Annotated in this window: 17 protein-coding genes; 8 read left to right on the plus strand and 9 right to left on the minus strand. The window is 72.7% G+C overall.

Annotated features, from left to right (window positions below; translation table 11 throughout):
- Positions 1-23 precede the first annotated feature (23 nt).
- From J3P30_RS00730 to J3P30_RS00740, 3 genes are all read right to left on the minus strand, one after another.
- Positions 24-1,787, minus strand: a complete 1,764-nt coding sequence (locus J3P30_RS00730) for an ABC transporter ATP-binding protein (protein WP_210478989.1) — start codon at positions 1,785-1,787, stop codon at positions 24-26.
- 204 nt (positions 1,788-1,991) lie between these two features.
- Complete coding sequence (gene ispG / locus J3P30_RS00735; RefSeq protein WP_210478991.1) at positions 1,992-3,143, minus strand: flavodoxin-dependent (E)-4-hydroxy-3-methylbut-2-enyl-diphosphate synthase; 1,152 nt, start codon at positions 3,141-3,143, stop codon at positions 1,992-1,994.
- Positions 3,144-3,334: 191 nt separating this feature from the next.
- Positions 3,335-4,660, minus strand: a complete 1,326-nt coding sequence (locus J3P30_RS00740) for a site-2 protease family protein (RefSeq protein WP_210478993.1) — start codon at positions 4,658-4,660, stop codon at positions 3,335-3,337.
- Positions 4,661-4,758: 98 nt separating this feature from the next.
- Between J3P30_RS00740 and J3P30_RS00745 the strand changes: the two genes are divergently transcribed.
- The 5 genes from J3P30_RS00745 to J3P30_RS00765 all read left to right on the plus strand — a co-directional run bounded on the left by J3P30_RS00745 (position 4,759) and on the right by J3P30_RS00765 (position 10,436).
- A complete protein-coding gene (locus J3P30_RS00745) occupies positions 4,759-5,922 on the plus strand; it encodes a serine/threonine-protein kinase (protein ID WP_210478995.1) in 1,164 nt (387 codons plus the stop codon).
- Complete coding sequence (locus J3P30_RS00750; protein WP_210478997.1) at positions 5,919-6,494, plus strand: hypothetical protein; 576 nt, start codon at positions 5,919-5,921, stop codon at positions 6,492-6,494. Before J3P30_RS00745 ends, J3P30_RS00750 begins: the two co-directional genes overlap by 4 nt.
- A gap of 84 nt (positions 6,495-6,578) precedes the next feature.
- Positions 6,579-7,934 (plus strand): serine/threonine-protein kinase, encoded by a 1,356-nt coding sequence (locus J3P30_RS00755; protein ID WP_210478998.1) that lies wholly within the window; start codon positions 6,579-6,581, stop codon positions 7,932-7,934.
- Positions 7,931-8,638, plus strand: a complete 708-nt coding sequence (locus J3P30_RS15485; RefSeq protein ID WP_210478999.1) for a hypothetical protein — start codon at positions 7,931-7,933, stop codon at positions 8,636-8,638. The genes J3P30_RS00755 and J3P30_RS15485 overlap by 4 nt, the downstream gene beginning before the upstream one ends.
- Positions 8,639-8,741: 103 nt before the next feature.
- Positions 8,742-10,436, plus strand: coding sequence for a serine/threonine-protein kinase (locus tag J3P30_RS00765; protein WP_210479000.1), 1,695 nt, complete (start codon positions 8,742-8,744; stop codon positions 10,434-10,436).
- Here J3P30_RS00765 and dxr read toward each other — a convergent pair.
- Entirely contained in the window at positions 10,433-11,512 is a 1,080-nt protein-coding gene (gene dxr / locus J3P30_RS00770) for a 1-deoxy-D-xylulose-5-phosphate reductoisomerase (protein WP_210479001.1), read from the minus strand. The two genes, J3P30_RS00765 and dxr, sit on opposite strands and share 4 nt — an antisense overlap.
- Positions 11,513-11,568: 56 nt before the next feature.
- On the opposite strand from dxr, the gene J3P30_RS00775 reads away from it, so the two are divergent.
- Positions 11,569-12,462 (plus strand): hypothetical protein, encoded by an 894-nt coding sequence (locus tag J3P30_RS00775; RefSeq protein WP_246852823.1) that lies wholly within the window; start codon positions 11,569-11,571, stop codon positions 12,460-12,462.
- Here the strand turns inward: J3P30_RS00775 and J3P30_RS00780 are convergent.
- Positions 12,435-12,938 carry an OsmC family protein gene (locus tag J3P30_RS00780; protein WP_210479003.1) on the minus strand — a complete coding sequence of 168 codons (504 nt, stop codon included), beginning with the start codon at positions 12,936-12,938 and terminating at the stop codon, positions 12,435-12,437. The two genes, J3P30_RS00775 and J3P30_RS00780, sit on opposite strands and share 28 nt — an antisense overlap.
- Before the next feature lie 66 nt (positions 12,939-13,004).
- Here J3P30_RS00780 and gabT point away from each other — a divergent pair, with 66 nt between their 5' ends.
- Together gabT and J3P30_RS00790 are read left to right on the plus strand one after the other, a co-directional pair.
- Positions 13,005-14,375 carry a 4-aminobutyrate--2-oxoglutarate transaminase gene (gene gabT / locus J3P30_RS00785; protein WP_210479005.1) on the plus strand — a complete coding sequence of 457 codons (1,371 nt, stop codon included), beginning with the start codon at positions 13,005-13,007 and terminating at the stop codon, positions 14,373-14,375.
- A gap of 4 nt (positions 14,376-14,379) precedes the next feature.
- On the plus strand, positions 14,380-15,405 hold the full coding sequence (locus J3P30_RS00790; RefSeq protein ID WP_307807338.1) for an asparaginase: 1,026 nt from the start codon (positions 14,380-14,382) through the stop codon (positions 15,403-15,405).
- A gap of 73 nt (positions 15,406-15,478) precedes the next feature.
- Here the strand turns inward: J3P30_RS00790 and J3P30_RS00795 are convergent, their stop codons facing one another.
- Genes J3P30_RS00795 through J3P30_RS00810 form a run of 4 tightly spaced genes read right to left on the minus strand, consistent with a single transcriptional unit; the run spans position 15,479 to position 19,672 of the window.
- On the minus strand, positions 15,479-16,312 hold the full coding sequence (locus tag J3P30_RS00795; protein WP_210481791.1) for an ABC transporter permease: 834 nt from the start codon (positions 16,310-16,312) through the stop codon (positions 15,479-15,481).
- 50 nt (positions 16,313-16,362) lie between these two features.
- On the minus strand, positions 16,363-17,283 hold the full coding sequence (locus J3P30_RS00800; protein WP_210479007.1) for an ABC transporter permease: 921 nt from the start codon (positions 17,281-17,283) through the stop codon (positions 16,363-16,365).
- Positions 17,284-17,285: 2 nt separating this feature from the next.
- The gene (locus J3P30_RS00805) at positions 17,286-18,449 is read right to left on the minus strand and encodes an ABC transporter ATP-binding protein (protein WP_210479008.1); all 1,164 of its coding nucleotides are present in this window, start codon (positions 18,447-18,449) and stop codon (positions 17,286-17,288) included.
- Positions 18,449-19,672, minus strand: a complete 1,224-nt coding sequence (locus J3P30_RS00810) for a PotD/PotF family extracellular solute-binding protein (protein ID WP_210479010.1) — start codon at positions 19,670-19,672, stop codon at positions 18,449-18,451. The genes J3P30_RS00805 and J3P30_RS00810 overlap by 1 nt, the downstream gene beginning before the upstream one ends.
- Positions 19,673-19,907: the final 235 nt, after the last annotated feature.

Below are 19,907 nucleotides of genomic sequence, written 5' to 3' on the forward strand. Positions count from 1 at the left end.
GAACAGGACCCCGCCCGCCCAGGTCAGCCCGCCTGAGTCGCGTGCAGCTCCGCGTATCGGCCGCCGGCGCGAAGCAGCTGCTGGTGCGAGCCGACCTCTACGATCCGTCCCTGCTCCAGCACGGCGATCCGGTCCGCGGAGCGGATGGTCGAGAGCCGGTGGGCCACGACGAGCGTCGTCCGGCCGGCCATGAGCCTGCGGAGCGCGGCGCCCACCTCCGCCTCCGACTCCGGGTCGAGCGCGCTGGTCGGCTCGTCGAGCAGCAGGATGCGCGGGTCGCGCACCAGGGCCCGGGCGATCGAGAGGCGCTGCCGCTGGCCTCCCGACAGCCGCGCTCCGCGCTCGCCGACCATGGTGTCCCACCCGCGCGGAAGCGCCTCGACGATCTCCGTCGCGTTCGCGTCCTCGAGCGCGGTGCGGATGCGCTCGTCCCCGACACCGCGCAGGCCGTAGGCCACGTTCTCGCGGATGGTCCCCTCGAACAGCACGGACTCCTGGGGCACGACGGACACGAAGCGCCGGACGCTGCGCAGGTCGAGCTCCTCCATGTCTTCGCCGTCGAGCAGGATCCGGCCGCTCGTCGGCCGGAGGAACCCGAGCACCAGGTTGAGCAGCGTGCTCTTGCCGGACCCGGAGGAGCCGACGAAGGCGATCGTCTCGCCCGCCCGGATGTCGAGCGAGACGTCCGCGAGCGCCGGTCCCTCGCTTCCGCCGTAGCGGAACCCGACGCGCTGCAGCGCGATGTCGCCCCGGACGGTCGCGACCGCGCGCTTGCCCTCGTTGCGCTCGAGGTCGGGCTCCTGCATGACCTCGCTGACCGACCGGATCGACTCGGTGCCGCGCGCGATGATCGGGAGGAGCCCGAGCACCTGGTTGGCGCTGTTCGTCAGCAGCGCGAAGTAGGAGCTGAGGAGCACGACCTCACCGGCGGTCACCGGGAGGAAGCCCGTGATGGACGCCCAGCCGGCGAGCGCCAGGCAGGCCACGCCGAGGAGCTGGAGCGTCACCCAGGAGACAGAGGCGAACCGGCCGTTCAGCATGTCGAGCTCGAAGCCCGCGACGCGGACGCCCTCGGCTCCGCTCGCGACGCGGTCCACCGCGGTCCGCTCGACGCCGTGCGCCCGGGTGATCGGCAGGAGCGTCGCCATCTCCCCGACCCTCGCCGAGAAGTGCTCCACCTCCCGCCGGAACCGCTCGTTCCGCTCGATGCTGCGCCGGTTGAGCCACGCCCGGAGGAGGACCGCGATCGGCACCGCGAGCGCGTAGAGCGGCAGGAACGCGGGCACGGCGATCGCCGTCATGGTGATCGCGCCGAGGGCGACCATGGTGGCCGAGAGCAGCGGATGCGCCGTCTGCTGCAGCATCACCTCGACGTTCTCGGCGTCGCGGACGACCTTGGTCTGCACCACGGCCGAGCTCGCCCGAGAGTGGAAGCCGATGGACAGCGCCTGCAGGCGCGAGGCGAGGCCGTTCCGGAGCTCGGCGCCGATGCGGCGCACGGCGCCCATGAAGAACCGCGTGTAGAGGACGTGGTTCGGGTAGTTCTGCAGAAGCGCGACGAGCGCGATGCCCACCCAGAGCCACAGCTCGCTGAGCGGCCCGCGGGCGACGACCACGTCGATGATGCGGGCCGTGACCACGGGGAGGAGCCACAGAGGGGTGTCCTTCAGCGCGAAGAAGAACACCGCGAGGAGGACGCGGCGGCGGTGCTGGCCGAGGAGCCGGAAGATCGTGCGCACGGGACGCCGTCCGTCGATCTCGACCTGAGAAAGCGCTTTCCCGTCCATTCCGGCAATTCTCGCACGGCCTGAGCGGCCGCGACGAGGGGGTGGCGCGTCTGCGCGAATCAGGACTTCCGCGTCCGGCAGCGGCGTGTCGTCCTGAACCGCGTGCGGATTCGGCCGGTTCCCCTGATTCGCGTCGGATCTCCTGATCCGCGCAGGTGGTCGCCAGCGCGTCGCGGGGCGCCCGATGGAGCGCCCAGGGCGGGGTCAGGCGGTGACGACCTCGGGAGTGCCGGTCGGGGCGCCCGGGCCCATCTCGTCGGCCAGGCGGTTCGCCTCCGCGATGAGGGTCGCCACGATCTCGCTCTCGGGGACCGTCTTGATGACCTCGCCCTTGACGAAGATCTGCCCCTTGCCGTTGCCGGACGCGACGCCCAGGTCCGCCTCGCGGGCCTCGCCCGGGCCGTTGACGACGCAACCCATGACCGCGACGCGGAGGGGCACGCTCATGCCCTGCAGCCCCTCGGTGACGGAGTCGGCGAGCGAGTAGACGTCGACCTGCGCGCGTCCGCAGCTCGGGCAGGAGACGATCTCGAGCTTGCGCTCGCGCAGGTTGAGCGACTGCAGGATCTGCAGGCCCACCTTGACCTCCTCGACCGGCGGCGCGGACAGGGAGACGCGGATCGTGTCGCCGATGCCCTCCGCGAGCAGGATGCCGAACGCGGTCGCGGACTTGATCGTTCCCTGGAAGGCCGGGCCCGCCTCGGTCACGCCGAGGTGGAGGGGCCAGTCCCCGCGCTCGGCGAGCAGCCGGTAGGCCTTCACCATGACGATCGGGTCGTTGTGCTTGACGGAGATCTTGAAGTCGTGGAAGTCGTGCTCCTCGAACAGGCTCGCCTCCCACACGGCGCTCTCGACGAGCGCCTCGGGCGTCGCCTTGCCGTACTTCTGCAGCAGGCGCGGGTCCAGGGAGCCGGCGTTCACGCCGATGCGGATGCTCACCCCGGCCTCCTTGGCCGCCTTCGAGATGGCGCCCACCTGGTCGTCGAACTTCCGGATGTTGCCCGGGTTCACCCGGACGCCCGCGCAGCCGGCGTCGATCGCCTGGAAGACGTACTTCGGCTGGAAGTGGATGTCCGCGATGACGGGGATCTGGCTCTTCTTCGCGATGATGTGCAGCACGTCCGCGTCGTCCTGACTGGGGACGGCGACGCGCACGATGTCGCAGCCCGACGCAGTGAGCTCGGCGATCTGCTGCAGCGTCGCGTTGATGTTCGTCGTCGCGGTCGTCGTCATGGACTGGACGCTCACCGGGGCGTCGCCCCCGACGAGGACCTTGCCGACGCGGATCTGCCGGGACTTCCGCCGCGGCGCCAGGACCTCCGGGACCGTCGGCATTCCGAGATTGACTGCAGGCACGGCGGAAAGCCTACGCCGCGCGGCTGAACGGAGCCGGGGGCGGGCCGCGCCCGCCGGACACCGGCTAGCCGCCGCGCCTCGCCTCGGAACTCGCGCTCAACAGGCAGGCAGGGCCTTCAACAGGAGAGAACGGCCACGGGGAGCCTGTCGGAGGCGTTTCTGCCTGTTGAGCGCGAGGCCGCCGCCGCGAGTCAGAGGATCGAGATCGGCTTGACGATGTCCGCATAGATGAGCAGGACGCTCATCGCGCCCAGCAGGATCACGACCGCGAACGTGAGCGGCATGAGCTTGGCGGTGTCGACGGGTCCCGGGTCGCGCCGCCGGAACACCTTGGCGAAGGCGCGGCGCAGCCCCTCCCACAGGGCGCCCGCGACGTGGCCGCCGTCGAGCGGCATGAGCGGGACCAGGTTGAACACGAGCAGGGCGACGTTGAGCGACGCGAGCACGCCGAGCAGGCTCGCGACCCGGGACGCGACCGGGACCTCCTCGAGGCTCGCGATCTCGCCCGCGAGCCTGCCGACGCCCACCACGCTGACGGGACCGTTCGGGTCGCGCTCCCCCGGTCCGAACGCCGCGTTCGCGACGTCGATCAGCCGCTGCGGCAGGTTGAGGATGATGCCCGTGACGGCGGCGACGTTCTCGCCGACCATCGGCAGGACGGCGGACGCGGGCTGCTGGACGAGCTCCGCGGTCGGGCCGATGCCGAGGAAGCCGACCTCCTGCGTCCGGGGGTTCCCTGCCGCGTCCTCGAGGATCGTGCCGCGCTCGTCCGTCACGTAGCGCTCGGTGAGCAGCGGCGTCGCCGAGATGGCGACCTCCTCGCCGTCGCGCTCGACCACCATCGCGAGCGGCTCGCCGGGGCTTTCCCGGATCATCGCGGTCGCCTGGTCCCACGTGGTGATCTCGGTGCCGTCGATGCTGATCACCCGGTCGCCCGGCAGGATCCCGGCGGCGGCGCCCGGTGCCTTGGGGTCGGAGGCCTCGCACGTCGTGCGCGAGCTCGTCGCGGGCAGGACGCACTCCGAGACCGAGCCGATCGTCGTCGTGGTCTGGGCGATCCCGAAGCCCATCAGGACGATCGCGTAGAACACGATCGCGAGCACGAGATTCATGAAGGGACCGCCGAGCATCACGACGATCCGCTTCCAGATCGGCAGGCGGTAGAACGCGCGCTGCTCGTCCGCCCCGACCGACTTCTCGCTCGACTCGCGGGCCTCCTGGACCATCGTGTTGAAGAAGCCGGTGCTCGCGTTGCGCATCTTCCCGCCCGGCCGCGCCGGAGGGAACATCCCGATCATCGAGATGTAGCCGCCGAGGGGGATCGCCTTGAGGCCGTACTCGGTCTCCCCGCGCCGGACGGAGAACAGCGTCCGCCCGAACCCGATCATGTACTGCGTCACCTTGACGCCGAACAGCTTCGCGGGGACCAGGTGCCCGATCTCGTGCAGGGCGATCGACAGGGCCAGGCCGAGCACGATCACGAGCACGCCGAGGAGATAGAGCAGGACGCTGTCCACGGCGCAACACTAGTTCTCCCGGTCTCGGAAGCCGCCGAGCGCTGCACCACGCCCCCTCACGGGGCCGCCGCTAGCATGGAGGCGTCCTGGGAGGTGCTGTGTCGACTAGCCCGAGCGCCGTCGCCGACGGCATCCTCGGGGGCCGCTACCGCCTCGGCCCTGTCATCGGACGGGGCGGCATGGCCCTCGTGCACCGGGCGACGGACCTCCAGCTCGGGCGCGAGGTGGCGGTCAAGCTCTTCCGCTCCGACGTCGCGGTCGCCGTCGATCCCCGCCGCATCCAGGCGGAGATCCGGATGCTCGCGAGCGTCAACCATCCGGGCCTCGTGGTCCTGCACGATGCCTCGGCAGGCGACGACACGGAGCCGCCCTTCCTGGTGATGGAGCTCGTCGAGGGCGAGGACCTCGGCCGTCTGCTGCCCGTCCTGTCACCCGCGGAGCTCGCGTCGGTGGCCGCGCAGGTCGCCGCCGCACTGGCCCACGTGCACGAGCGCGGCATCATGCACCGCGACGTCAAGCCCGCGAACATCCTCGTCATCGGCCGTGGATCGGCCATCCGGGCGAAGCTCGCGGATCTCGGGATCGCGCGGCTCATCGACGGCACGAGGATGACCGCGACGGGCACCCTGCTCGGGACGGCGGCGTATCTCAGCCCGGAGCAGGTGCTCGGCGAGCATCCCGGCCCGGCCAGCGACGTGTACGCGCTCGGGCTCCTCGTGCTCGAGGGGCTGACCGGCGAGCATCCGTTCCCCGGCACGCGCGCGGAGTCGCTCGCGGCGCGGACCTCGAGGCCTCCCCGCCTCCCGGCGGGACTCTCCCCCGGCGACGCGGCGCTCCTCGCCGGCATCACGGCCCGCAATCCCGGCGAGCGGCTGAGCGCCGCGTCCGCCGAGGCCGGCTTCCGAGCCTGGAGCTCCCCCGGGCCCTTCCGGACCTCGCCCGTCCTCGCCGAGACCGAGGCGGCACCGGCGCCCACGCTCGTGCTCTCCGAGGGCGGTGCCACCGCGCCGCTCGCCGCGCCGATCGCGGAGGAGCCCGAGGGTGCCCACGATGCGCAGGCAGGGACGCCGCCGCGGCGCGTCCGACGAGGGCTCATGGCGGCCGGGGCGGCCGTCGCGCTCGTCGCGGCCGTCGGAGGCGGCCTCCTGCTCGCCCGTCCGCCGGAGCAGCCGGCGCCGAGCCCCGCCCCCAGCTACCCGGTCGTCGAGGGGCAGCTCGGCGAGCATCTCGAGCAGCTTCAGGAGAGCGTGGTGCCGGAATGACCAGACGGATCCTCGCGGGCGTCGCGCTCGCGGTGTCCCTCTCGCTCGCGGGTTGCGCCTCATCGCCCGAGCTCACCGTGTCGGCGGCGGACCGCCTCCAGCAGCAGGTCCTCGCCGTGACCACCGCGGCCGCGGAGGGCAGGTACGCGGACGCCCGCGCCGCCCTCGAGGTCACGGTGCAGGACCTCGAAGCGGCGGTGGACGCGGAAGAGGTGTCGCCGACGCGCTACCGGGAGATCCTCGCCGCGGTGCGCCTGGTCCGCGCCGATCTCGAGGCCGCCGCGGCCGCGGCCGCAGCGGCCGAGCAGGCCCAGCGGGAGGCCGAGCTCCAGCAGCAGCTCGAAGCCCAGCAGCAGGCCGCGGCGGAGGCCGCCGCCGCGCAGCAGGCGGCCGAGGAGGCGGCGGCTCAGGAGGCCGCGAACGGCAACGAGGGCGGCGGGAACGGCGACGACGGCGGCGGGAACGGCGACGAGGGCGGCGGGAACGGCGACGAAGGCGGCGGCAACCGCAACGAGGGCGGCGGCAACGGCAACGAGGGCAACCAGGGCAACGGGAACGGCAAGGACGACTAGGGCCTGACGCGGCACCCGCGCTACCCCCCGAGGGGTCCCGACGCGGCCGGTACCATGGGGGCACCCGGTGAAAGCGAGCCCTCCGTGACCAGTACCCGTCCCGACACGGGCGCGATCCTGGGCGGACGGTACCAGGTGGGCGAGCTTCTCGGCTCGGGCGGCATGGCGACCGTGCACCGGGCGCACGACCTCGTGCTCGACCGCGACGTCGCCGTCAAGGTGTTCCGCACCGACGTGCGCGAGGCGAGCGACACCAGGCGGGTGCAGGCCGAGATCCAGATGCTCGGGAGCGTCAACCACCCGAACCTCGTCACCCTGCACGACGCGTCCTTCAGTGGCGACAGCGGGACGGCCTTCCTCGTCATGGAGCTGGTCGACGGCGAGGATCTCGGGCACCTGCTGGCCGAGCGCCGGATCAGCCCCCGGGAGGCGCTGCAGATCGGCGCGCAGATCGCGAGCGCGCTCGCGCACATCCACCGCAAGGGGATCGTGCACAGGGACGTCAAGCCGGCGAACATCCTCGTGCGGCGCGACCAGGACGGCCGGGTCGTCGCGAAGCTCGCGGACCTCGGCATCGCCAGGCTCGCGGACGCCACCCATCTCACGAGTGCCGGGCAGATGCTCGGCACGGTCGCCTACCTCGCGCCCGAGCAGATCACCGGCGGCTACGCCGACAGCGCGAGCGACGTGTACGCGCTCGGTCTCGTGCTCATCGAGTGCCTGACCGGCGCGAAACCGTTCGCCGGGACGCCGCAGGAGTCGGCCGCCACGCGCACGGTGCGGCCGCCGGAGCTCCCGCCGGGGCTCCCCGAGATCTCCTCGGCCATCCTCCGGGCCATGACCGCCCTCGACCCCGGCTCGAGGATCAGCGCCGCGCAGGCCGAGGACGCGCTCACCCGGTGGGAGGCGATGAGCGGAACCGCCGCGATCCCGCTGCAGTCCCTGCCGCTCCGCACGGCGGGGACGCCATCCGGCCCGGTTCCCGCCCCCGGCGCCCCTCCTGCCGAGACCGACGGCATCACGCAGCCCCTCGCGACACCGCACGACGGCCTGACACGACCGCTCGCGACGCCCTATCCCGCCCTGACCGAACCCGCGGCGATCGCCGGGCCGGCGCCCGCCACCCCGTACCCGGGCCTCGCTCCGGCGACCCCGCTCCCGCAGCACGCGCCGGCCGCCGGCACGGGCGGGCTGCCCGCGTGGCAGCCCGCGACGGCGCCGACGACGACACCCACCCGCATCCGGAAGGACCGCCGGGGCCGCGCGGTGGCGATCGTGATGTGGGCTCTCGTCGCCGCCGTGCTGCTCGCCGGTGTCCTCCTCGCGCCCGCCGTGATCCAGTCGCTCTCGGGCGACGCCGGGCAGAGCGCGCCCGCCTACCCCGACGTCCCCGGGGAGCTCGGGGACGTGCTCCGCGACCTGCAGGAGAGTGTCGAGTGATCCGGCTCGCCGCGGCGGCGCTCGCCGTCGCCCTCACCCTGTCCGGCTGCGCGCGGCAGGACACGTACCCGGCCGCCGTCGCGGACGACCTTCAGGACACCGTCCTCCAGGTCACGTCGCACGCGGCCGGCGGAGACCTCGAGGCCGCGCTCACCGCACTCGACGAGCTGGAGGCCCGCCTCGAGAAGGCCCGAGCGGACGGCCGGATCCCGGCCGAGCGCTATGAGGCCATCAAGGCCGCGATCACCCGGGCCCGCGCGGAGCTCTCCGAGCGGCTCACGGCGACCGGCGGCACGACGGCCCCGATCCCGGACGGCGGTTCGGACAGCGCGGAGACCGGCGGAGACGGCGGCGGCGGCGGCGGAGACGGGGACTCCTCCGAGGGCGATCCCGCGGCGCCGCCGGCTCCGACGACGCCGACGGAGGACACGTCCGAGACCGACGGAGGCGAGGCGACCCCGCCTGCGGGATCGGGCGAGGACGACGCCACCGGCGGATCCGGCGAGGGTGACGGAAGCGGCGACACCCCGGACGGCGGTGACGGCGGATCCGGAGACGGCGCCGACGGCGGCGGCGACGACACGGACGGCGGATCCGGCGGCGGCTCCGAGGGCGGATCCGGGGGCGACTCCGGATCCCAGCAGGGCGGCACGCCCCAGGAGGGCGGCGACTCCACCGAGTCGACGGAGGAGCCGACGGAGTAGCCGCCCCTCGGACAGCACGCGCGAGCAGTCGCACCCCGGCGATTGGGCGGTCTTCCCCCAGCAGGGCGTGGTAGATCAGGAGTTCATCAGGAAGGGAGGGCTCGTGGCCAGTTCGGCGACCGGTGCGGGCACCCTTCTGGCCGGCCGATACCTCCTCGGGCCCTTGATCGGCGAGGGCGGCATGGCGACGGTGCACCGCGCCCACGACGAGAGGCTGGGCCGTGACGTCGCGGTGAAGCTGTTCCGGCCGGACGTGGCGGACGCGCGGGACCTGCGCCGCATCCGCTCGGAGATCCGCATGCTCGCGGGCCTCAACCACCCCTCGCTCGTCACCCTTCACGACGCTGCGACCGGCGAGGCGGGCGAGCCCGCCTACCTGATCCTCGAGCTGGTCGACGGCCCCAATCTCGCCGAGCTCCTCCGCGACCGTCCCGTCACCGCCGCGGAGTTCACGCGCCTGCTCTCGCAGGTGGCCGACGCCCTCGGGTACATCGGCTCCCGCGGGGTCGTGCACCGCGACGTCAAGCCGGAGAACGTGCTCGTCACCACCGACGAGGACGACCGGCTCCGCGCCAAGCTCGCGGACCTCGGCATCGCACGGATCGCCGACGAGTCCCGGCTCACGACCGCGGGCATGGTCATCGGCACCGCACGGTACCTGAGCCCGGAGCAGGTCTCGGGCGGACTCGTGGGACCGCCGAGCGACGTCTACTCGCTCGGCATCGTGCTCCTCGAGGGGCTGACCGGACGCGCGCCGTTCCCCGGCACGGGGACCGAGCAGGCGATCGCGCGGACCGTCCGCCCGCCCGTGCTCCCGGCAGGGCTCACCCCGCCCGACGCCGAGCTCCTCGCGTCCATGACGGCCGTCGACCCCGCCGACCGTCCCTCCGCCCGGCAGGCGCGGGACGGCCTCCTCGCCTGGTCCTCCCACGGCCCCTTCGCCTCGACGGCCGAGCCCCCGACGCTCCTGCTTCCTCCGGCGGACCGCGGGACTTCGGTGCTGCCCGAGCTCGACGAGGATCCCGAGCGCGAGCAGGCGACCGCCCTCGCCTCCGGCGACCGCACCGAGATCCTCCGGGTCCCCTCCGAGGACCGGACGGCCGTGCTGCCCGTCGTACCGGGCGACCGGACCGCTGTTCCGACCGGTCCCACCTCGCTGCTCCCCCGGCCCGACCCTCCGCCTCCCGCGCCGCACGCCCCCCAGCACGCCCGGCGACGGCGCGCCGCGTGGTCCGTGCTCCTCGTGCTCCTCCTCGCCGGAGGCTCCGTGGGTGTGGTCGCGGCGTGGCCCGCCATCACCGCCTGGATCCAGCCGGGACCGCCCGAGCCTCCGCCGGCCTACCCCGCCGTCGAGGGCGAGCTCGGCACGGGTCTCGCCCAGCTCCAGACCGCCATCGAGGGCGAGGGCCTGACCGACGAGCTCACCCGCCGGCTCCGGGAGGACGCCCTCGCCGTGGCGACCGCCGCCGCGGTGACCGACTATCCGGGCGCCGTCACGTCGCTCGAGGAGCTGGCGTCGCACGTGGACCAGGCCGCGCTGGCGGACCAGGTGACCTCCGCCCGCTACCGCGAGATCCTCGCGTCGATCGAGGGCGTCCGGGAGGAGCTCGAGGCCGCGGTCGCCGCCGAGCAGGCCGAGCTCGAGCGGCTGAGGGAGGAGCACGAGCGGATCCAGCAGGAGCAGGAGGCCGCGGAGGACCGGAACATCTTCGACGGGCTGCGCGACCGGCTGGACCAGCTCGGGCGCGACCTCCAGCGCCAGATCGAGCGCTGGACCGGCGAGGCGGCCCAGGGCTAGCGCAGGAGGCGGTCGGCCTCGGCCCTCGCCCACCTCTCGGTCTCCAGCAGGCCCTCGAGCGTCAGCCCGCCGGAGTCGGGGCTGTGGCGGTCCACGACCGCGCGGACGGTGTCGAGGATCCCGAGGAACGGGATCCTTCCGGCGTGGAACGCCGCGACGGCCTGCTCGTTCGCCGCGTTGAAGACGGCCGGCGCGCTCCCGCCCGCCCGGCCGACGGCCTTCGCGAGCTCCACCGCCGGAAACGCCTCGTCGTCGAGCGGCTCGAAGGTCCAGGCGCTCGCCCTGGTCCAGTCGAGCGGCACCCCGACTCCGGGCACCCGGCGCGGCCAGTCGAGGCCCAGCGAGATCGGCAGCCGCATGTCCGGGGGCGAGGCCTGCGCGATCGTCGACCCGTCCGTGAACTCGACCATCGAGTGCACGATCGACTGCGGATGCACCGTCACGTCGATGCGGTCGTAGGGCACCCCGAAGAGCAGGTGCGCCTCGATCACCTCGAGGCCCTTGTTGACCAGGGTGGCGGAGTTCGTCGTCACCACGAGCCCCATGTCCCAGGTGGGGTGTGCGAGCGCCTCCCGGGGGGTCACGTCCTCCAGGTCCTCGCGCCTGAGGCCGCGGAACGGACCGCCCGACGCGGTGAGGACGAGCCGCCGGACCTCGTCGGGCGCGCCCGCACGGAGAGCCTGGGCGATCGCCGAGTGCTCGGAGTCGACGGGCACGATCTGCCCGGGCCGGGCGGCCCGGGTGACGAGCTCGCCGCCCACGATCAGCGACTCCTTGTTGGCGAGCGCGAGGATCCGTCCGGCTTCGAGCGCCGCCAGCGTGGGACCCAGCCCGACCGAGCCGGTGATGCCGTTGAGGACGACGTCGCACTCGACGTCCCGCACGAGGGCGGCCGCCTCCTCGGCACCGAGTGCGGTCGAGCGCACGCCGAACTCCTCGGCCTGGGCGGCGAGCGCGGCCCGGTCGGTGCCCGCCGCGAGCCCCACGACCTCGAACCGGCCGGGGTTCGCGCGGACCACGTCGAGGGCCTGGGTGCCGATGGAACCGGTCGAGCCGAGGAGGATCAGGCGCCGCACCCGCCCATCCTTCCACCCCCGCCCGGCCCACCCGGGCTGTCTAGAGTGATCGGGTGATGCGCGCGCTGGGGGCGGCGGTGCTCGCCCTCGTGACCGCCGTCCTGTTCCCGGGTCCGCCCGCCGCCGCGACTCCCTCGACGGAGCGGACCGCGATCGAGTGGCGCAGGGCGGACGCCGGGGACTTCCGGCCCGGCCTGCTCATCAGCGACGACCGCTTCTACGACGCGTCCGCGATGCGGGCGGAGGAGGTCCAGGCATTCCTCGAGCGCCGCGTCTGCATCCCGGAGGACGGCGTGCCGTGCCTGGAGGACTTCCGCTCGGACACCCCGGACGTGCCCGATCAGGGCTTCGGCCACTGCGCCCCCTACCGCGGCGCCGAGAGCGAGGAGGCGTCGCGGATCGTCGCGAAGGTGGCCGCGGCGTGCGGCATCAACCCGCAGGTGCTCCTCGTGCTGCTGCAGAAGGAGCAGTCGCTGCTGACCCGGCCGAGCGCCTTCGGCTACGAGCGGGCGACCGGATACGCCTGCCCGGACACAGCAGCCTGCGACGCGCGCTACTTCGGCTTCTTCAACCAGGTCTACCGGGCCGCCTGGCAGTTCCGGCAGTACACCCTCTACCCCACCGACCGGGCCGCCGAGATCGGCAGGGTCAGCATCGCCTACTCGCCGGACGCGTCCTGCGGAGCGGCGCCGGTGGACATCCGCAACCAGGCGACCGCGAACCTGTACAACTACACGCCGTACCAGCCGAACGCGGCGGCGCTCGCCCGGCTCTACGGCTCGGGCGACGCGTGCTCCTCCTACGGCAACCGCAACTTCTGGCGGATCTTCACGGACTGGTTCGGCGATCCCGCCGCCGTCCGGTTCCCCGAGTTCCTGGGCCGGTGCGTGCTCTCCGAGGCCGGCAGCAGCTGCGTCGAGACCTACTGGGTGGCGCCGCCGCCCCGCTGAGCGAGCGCGGCGGCCGTCGTCGTGGGCTCGTGGTGCACGGTGAAGTTCACGGACGCCGCGATGAAGCACTTGCGGTTCGCCTCGGCGTGGAGCGAGTCGGCGAGCGCTGCCTGCGCCGGGTCTGCGAGCTCGACCACGGGGTGGAGGGTGACCTCGCGGAAGCGCCCGCCGCCGTCCGGGGTCTGGGTCATGACCCCCGTCGCGACGTCGGTGTACCCCGTCACGACGACGCCGTGCAGGACGGCGACGTGCAGGTAGGAGAGCATGTGGCACTGGCTGAGCGCCGCGACGAGCAGCTCCTCCGGGTTCCAGCGGTCCGCGTCGCCGCGGAACGCCCGGTCGGCGGAGCCCTCGAGCGGCGGCTTGCCCTCCGCCGTGACGAGGTTCTCGCGCCCGTACGCCTTGTAGGAGGTGGTGCCCTCCCCGCGGTTCCCGGTCCACTCGACGCCGATCCGGTACTGGTGGTCGATCCTCACGAGCGCGATGCTAGCCGCCGCGTCCTCGGGGGTCATGGAGGGCCCGGGCGTAGACTCGCCCGCATCATGACTGACGCCCTGCTGGAGACCCTGTCCGCCTCGTCCGCTCAGCCGATCGAACCTCGCCGCGAAGTGGTCACCGCCATCCCGGGCCCCAAGTCGCAGGCACTGCACGAGCGGCGCGTCAAGGTGGTCCCCCCGGGCGTGCACTCCGTCCTCCCCGTCTACATCGAGGCGGCGAACGGCGCGGTCCTCCGGGACGTCGACGGGAACCAGTTCATCGACCTCGGCGCGGGGATCGGCGTGACGACCGTCGGCCACACGCGCGAGGCGGTGGTCGACGCGGCGAAGGCGCAGCTCGACTCCTTCCTGCACACCCTCTTCACGATCACGCCGTACGAGTCGTACGTCCGGGTCGCCGAGCTCCTCGCCCAGCACACCCCCGGCGACTTCGAGAAGCACACGGTGCTCGTGAACTCGGGCGCGGAGGCCGTCGAGAACGGCGTCAAGATCGCCCGGAAGTACACGGGCCGCCGCGCCGTCGCGGTGCTCGAGCACGCGTACCACGGCCGCACCAACCTGACGATGGCGATGAACTACAAGGCAGCGCCGTACGCGACCGGCTTCGGCCCCTTCGCCGGCGACGTCTTCCACGCGCCCAGCTCGTACCCCTACCGGGACGGGCTCTCCGGCGAGGAGGCCGCGGCCCGGACCATCGCCTACCTCGAGAAGCGCATCGGCGCCTCCGACCTCGCGGCGCTCGTCGTCGAGCCCATCCAGGGCGAGGGCGGCTTCCAGACGCCCGCCGAGGGCTACCTCCCCGCGCTGCAGGAGTGGACCACCCGCAACGGCGTGGTGCTCATCGCCGACGAGATCCAGAGCGGGATGGGCCGCACCGGGCGCTGGTTCGCGAGCGAGCACTTCGGGCTCGTGCCGGACCTCGTGCTCTCGGCCAAGGGCATCGCCGCGGGGCTCCCCCTCGCGGGCGTCACCGGCCGGGCGGAGATCATGGACGCCGCCCAGCCCGGCGGCCTCGGCGGGACGTTCGGCGGCAACCCCGTCGCCGCTGCCGCCTCCGTCGCCGTGTTCGAGCTCATCGAGCGGGACGGCCTCCTCGCCGAGGCCGCCCGGATCGAGAAGACCCTCACCCGCGGCCTCACCGCGCTGCAGGAGCGCTTCGACATCATCGGCGACATCCGCGGACGCGGCGCGATGATGGCGATCGAGCTGGTCCAGCCCGGCACGGCGCAGACGACCAAGGCCCCGAACCAGGAGGCGGTGAACGCTCTGGCCGCGCACGCGGCGCAGAACGGCGTCCTCGTCCTGACCGCGGGCACCTGGGGCAACGTCCTCCGCTTCCTGCCGAGCCTCGCGATCTCCGACGAGCTGCTCGAGGACGCCCTGGGGGTCCTCGCCGACGGCTTCGCCGCGCTCTGACCCGGTGACGACCGGTCCCATCCGCCTGCCCTCCGCGCCCACGGGGACCTTCGCCCTCGAGTCGGCGCAGGAGCTCGCGGTCGTCGAGCGCAGCGGGTTCGCGGAGTCCCGTCACGCGGGGTCCGCGGTCGTGCTGGGTCCCGAGGGGACGGTGCTGCGCAGCGTCGGCGATCCCGAGGCCGCGATCTTCCCGCGCTCCGCGCTCAAGCCGTTCCAGGCGCTCGCCTCGATGGCGAGCGGCGCCGACCTCGCACCGGAGGAGCTCGTGCTCGCCACCGCGAGCCACGACGGCACCGCCGAGCAGGCGAGGATCGTCCGCGACGTACTGAAGAAGGGGCGGCTCCGGCTCTCCGCCCTCCGCTGCCCGGCGGACTGGCCGAAGGACCAGGAGTCCCGCGACTCGATGGTCCGCGACGGGCACGGCCCCCATCCGATCTTCCACAACTGCTCCGGCAAGCACGCGGCGATGCTCCTCGCCTGCGTCCGCAGCGGCTGGGATCCCGCCGCCTACCTCGATCCCGCGCACCCCCTGCAGGATCGAGTGCGCGAGGTCGTGCAGCGCATGACGAGCGGCCCCATCCTCGCCACCGGCGTCGACGGCTGCGGCCTGCCGGTGCACGCGATCACCCTCACCGGGCTCGCGACCGGGTTCGCCCGGCTGCGCACCGCGCGGTCGGACTCGCCCTGGGCGATCTACCGCGACGCGGGCACGCTGACGGAGGCGGTGCTCGCCCATCCGGACCTGATCTCGGGGCAGGGGCGACCGGACGCGGTCCTCATCGAGGAGCTCGGCGCGCTTGCGAAGGTGGGGGCGGAGGGCGTCCTCGCCGTCGCCCTCGAGGACGGCACGGCGGTCGCCGTGAAGGTGCTCGACGGCAGCCTCCGCCCGGCCGCCGCCGTCGCGGTGACGCTGCTCGCGTCGGTCGGCGCGGTCGCCCCCGCGACCCACGCCCGCGTCCTGTCCCGGCTCGACCTGACCGTCTCCGGAGGCGGCGCCCCGGTCGGGGCGATCCGCGTCACCTGCGCCTGACGCTCTGTCGGGTGGAAACGGTCTCCCCGTAGGGGCGACGACCACCGCGGCGAGGCGGTGCCGACCGCGCGGCCTACCGCGTCGCGATGCCGAGGCGCTTCCGGCGGGCCTGTGCACCGACCTGGCCGATCAGCACGACCGCGATCGCGAGCAGGAACACGGCCGAGGACAGCACGTTCGCCTCGGCGGGGATGCCGCGCGTCGCCGCCGTGTAGATGTAGGTCGGGAGCGTGTTCACCGGGCCCGAGTTGAAGTACGTGATGATGAAGTCGTCGAAGCTCAGCGAGAACGACAGCAGCGCGGCGGCGAGGATGCCGGGGAGCAGCAGCGGGAAGGTCACCCGCCAGAAGACCTGCCCGGGCGAGCCGTAGAGGTCGCGGCCGGCGTCCTCGAGCGCCGGGTCGAGGCTCGCGACGCGGGCCTTCACCGTGACGACGACGAAGCTCAGGCAGAACATCGCGTGCGCGACGATGATCGTCCCGATCCCCTTGGGCACGCCGGCCGTGAGGAACTGCGCGGCGAGACCCGCGCCGATGACCACCTCCGGTGTCGCCATCGGCAGGAACAGCAGCAGATTGGTCCCCGATCGGAACCGGAAGCGGTAGCGCGCCAGGGCGAGCGCGATCATCGTGCCGAGGACGGTCGCGATTCCCGTCGCCACGACGCCGATCAGCAGGCTGTTGCCGAACGCCTCGCAGACGCCGGGCTCGTCGCAGACGTTGAGCCAGTTGTCGAGGGTGAAGCCGCGCCACGCGATGTTCGTCCGGACGGAGTCGTTGAACGAGAACGCGATCGTGTAGACGATCGGGACGAGCAGGAAGGCGAGCGCGAGCGCGCAGTACGCCGGCAGCAGCCACCGTCCCGCACCGAGGCCCCACCGGCGTGGACGGCGCGGCGGCTCCCCCAGCTCGGCGCCCGTCTCCTGGCCGAGGACGAGGCCCGCCTGGTTCTGGCCGCTCACAGCAGGTCCTCCGTCCCCGACCGGCGCACGTACACGCCGACGATCACGAGGATCGTCGCCATCAGCAGGATCGACAGCGCCGCGGCCGCCGGATAGTTGAGCTGCACGAGGAAGTTGCTCTGGATCACGTTGCCGACCATGGTCGAGCTGGTCCCGCCGAGGAACTGGCTGCTCGCGTTGACGTAGTCGCCCGCCGCGGGAATGAACGTGAGCAGCGTGCCGGACACGATCCCGGGCATGGACAGCGGCAGCGTCACCGTCCGGAACGTGGTGAACGGGCCGCCGTAGAGGTCCCGGCCCGCCTCGACGACGCGGAGGTCCAGCCGCTCGAGCGTCGTGAAGAGCGGGAGGCACATGAACGGGATGAAGTTGTAGGTGAGCCCGAAGACGACGGCGATCGGCGTCCCGGTGAGGTGGTCCTGCGGCCCGAGGAGGGCGAGGGCCTTCAGCGTCGAGACGACCAGGCCCTCGTCCGAGAGGATCTGCTTCCAGGCAGCGGTGCGCAGCAGGAAGCTGATGAAGAACGGTGCGACCACGAGCACGAGCAGCAGGCTCTGCAGGATGGGGCGGCCGCGCAGGTTGACGCCGAGGAAGTACGCGAGCGGATAGCTGAACAGCAGGGCGAAGACGGTCGCGAGGAGCGCGTAGAGGAAGGACCGGCCGATCTGCTCCCCGTACTGCCCGACCACCTGCAGGTAGTTCGCCCAGTTGAACGTGAAGTCGTACTGCCCGAACACCGTCTCGGACGGGGACTGCAGCGAGGTCATCACGAGCGACAGGAGCGGCGCCAGGAAGAACAGCAGGAGGTAGGCGATCCCGGGCAGGAGGAGGAGCAGCGCGACCCTGCCGCTCCTCCGGGCGGCTCCGCCCCGGCCGGTGGCGGGCGCCGAGGCGCCGGCGAACGCGGGAAGAGCCACGGCTAGGTCTCCGCGCCGCCCACGAGGGCCTCGTGCGCCTGCTGGAGCGCCGATCCTCTCGGCGCGTCGGCCAGCCCGAAGCCGTGCTCGACGCGCCAGCTGAGCCACACGTCGGCGCCCGGCTCGACCACCGGCCCGAAGACGAGGTTCTGCGCGAAGACGATGACCGTGCCGGCGCCCGGCACCTCGACCAGGTACTGCGTGCTCACGCCGCTGAAGGACACGTCGGTGACCCGGCCGGGGCCGAGCACGTTGATCCCGGCGATCGGCGTGGGCTCCTCGGTCAGGAGCAGCAGCTTCTCGGGACGCACGCCCAGGGTGATGGTGCCCTCGGTCCGCTGGGCCCGAGACCGGGGGACGAGGATGCGGTGCCCGGCGACGTCCGCCCCGACGGCATCGTCCCCGGCTTCCCGGACGACGGCGGGGAACAGGTTGGACTGGCCGAGGAAGTTCGCGACGAACGCCGTGCGCGGGAGCTCGTAGACCTCCTCCGGCGAGCCGATCTGCTCGATCCGCCCCCGGTTCATCACGGCGACGGTGTCGGCCATGGTCATGGCCTCCTCCTGGTCGTGCGTGACGTGCACGAAGGTGAGGCCGACCTCGCTCTGGATGCTCTTCAGCTCGAGCTGCATCTGCCGCCGCAGCTTGAGGTCGAGGGCGCCCAGCGGCTCGTCGAGGAGCAGGAGGGCGGGGCGGTTCACCACGGCCCGCGCGAGGGCGACGCGCTGCTGCTGGCCGCCCGACAGCTGAGCGGGCTTCCGGTCGGCGAGGGCGTCGAGCTCGACCAGGCGCAGCGCCGACCTCGCCTTGCCGAGCGGGTCGTCGATCCCGCGGCGCCGCAGGCCGAAGGCGACGTTCTCGAGGACCGTCATGTGCGGGAACAGCGCGTAGCTCTGGAAGACCGTGTTGACCGGACGCCGGTGCGGCTTGGTGTCGGTCACGTCGCGGCCGCCGAGGAGGATCCGGCCGGAGGTCGGCTCCTCGAGTCCCGCGACGAGGCGCAGGGTGGTCGTCTTGCCGCATCCGGAGGGCCCGAGCAGGGCGAAGAACGTGCCGGCCGGGACCGTCAGGTCGAGCTGCTCCACCGCGGTGAAACCGGGGAACTCCTTGCGAATCCCGACGAGCTGGAGATCCGCCCCGGACTCGGCGAAGAGCCCGCGGGCCATCAGGCCCCCAGGCCCACGGACTCGAACTCCGCCTGGTAGCGGGACTGCTCGGCGTTCGTCAGGTCGCGGAAGATGTGCGCCCGGGACAGGGTCTCCTGGCTCGGGAAGATGAGCTGGTTCTCGACGAGCTCCGGCGCGATCTCCGCCATCGCCTCCTGAGCGCCCTCGACGGGGGTGATGTAGTTCACCCACGCGGCCACCTCGGCGGCGATCTCGGGCCGGTAGTAGAAGTCGATGAGCGTCTCGACGTTCGCCTTCTTCGTCGAGCCGATGGGGACGACGAAGTTGTCGCTCCAGAGCGTGCCGCCCGTGTCGGGGAGCGCGAAGCCGAACTTGTCCTCGCCGAGCTCCGCGTTGATGGTCGTGATGTCGCCGGACCACACGATGGCGGCGAGGGTGTCCTCGTTCTTGAGGTCGTCGGCGTAGGAGTTGCCCTTGATGTTGCGGATCTGACCCGACTCGACCTGCTGGCGGAACACCTCGATCGCGGCGGAGAACTGCGCGTCGCCCCAGGCGTCGCTCGCGATGTCGACGCCCTGCGCGAGGAGGATCAGCCCGATGGTGTCGCGCATCTCGGAGAGCACGCCGACGCGCCCCTTCAGGGCGGGGTCCCAGAGCTGCTCCACGGAGGTGAGGCCGTCGGGCAGCTTCTCCCGGTTCCAGGCGAGTCCGGCGAACCCGGTCTGCCAGGGCACCGAGAAGCGTCGTCCCGGGTCGAAGCCCGGATCCCGCAGGCTCGCGCTGAGGTTGGCGAGGTTCGGGATGTTGCCGTGGTCGAGCTCCTGCACGTAGCCCTGCCCGATGAGGCGGCCCACCATCCAGTCGGTGAGGCAGACGGTGTCGGCTCCGATGTCCTGCCCGAGCGCGAGCTGGTCCTTCACCTTCGCGTAGTAGGTGTTGTTGTCGTCGACGTCGACGTTGTAGGTGACCGAGATGCCGGTCTCCTCCTCGAACGCCTGCAGGGTCGGGTAGTTGCCGTCCTCGTCCTCGTCGATGTAGAAGGACCAGTTCGCCCAGGTCAGCGACCTGTCGCTGCCGGAGTCGTCGGCGGCCGCCGAGGGGCGGGCTCCTGTGCCGCCGCCCGTCGAGCAGGCCGCGAGGGCGAGAGTGGCGGCGGAGAGGCCGGCGCCCTGCAGCAGGGTGCGCCTGCCCAGCTGCCAGGAGCGGGCCTGGGCGATCAGGGCCCGCACTGCGGGATCGGCGGGCGATTCGCGGCGGAACACGGGCGCCTCCTTCCGTTCTCTCTCGAGCAGCGCTCGGGTCGGTGGGACGATCCTGGCATACCGCACCCGGGATCCGTGCCGGATCCGGTGGATATCCCCTTCTCCGAAACAGAATCGTCACGAAATCCGTGCTCCGACGGTCCTCCCGGACCCGGATTCCGCGGTTTCCGCATCCCGCCCACGGCGCGGCGATCGGTCCAGCATGGCGCCGGGTGCATGTCTGCGGATCGAGTGG

It is taken from the genome of Naasia sp. SYSU D00948 (assembly GCF_017916515.1).
In the GTDB taxonomy this organism is placed as follows: Bacteria; Actinomycetota; Actinomycetes; order Actinomycetales; family Microbacteriaceae; genus Naasia.

What these genes read in the sequence shown, in the direction of transcription:
- J3P30_RS00730 (WP_210478989.1), bottom strand. Translation starts at nt 1,787, where the DNA reads ATGGACGGGAAAGCGCTTTCTCAGGTCGAGATCGACGGACGGCGTCCC.
- gabT (WP_210479005.1), top strand. Translation starts at nt 13,005, where the DNA reads ATGACTGACGCCCTGCTGGAGACCCTGTCCGCCTCGTCCGCTCAGCCG.
- J3P30_RS00805 (WP_210479008.1), bottom strand. Translation starts at nt 18,449, where the DNA reads ATGGCCCGCGGGCTCTTCGCCGAGTCCGGGGCGGATCTCCAGCTCGTC.
- J3P30_RS00775 (WP_246852823.1), top strand. Translation starts at nt 11,569, where the DNA reads ATGCGCGCGCTGGGGGCGGCGGTGCTCGCCCTCGTGACCGCCGTCCTG.
- J3P30_RS00750 (WP_210478997.1), top strand. Translation starts at nt 5,919, where the DNA reads ATGACCAGACGGATCCTCGCGGGCGTCGCGCTCGCGGTGTCCCTCTCG.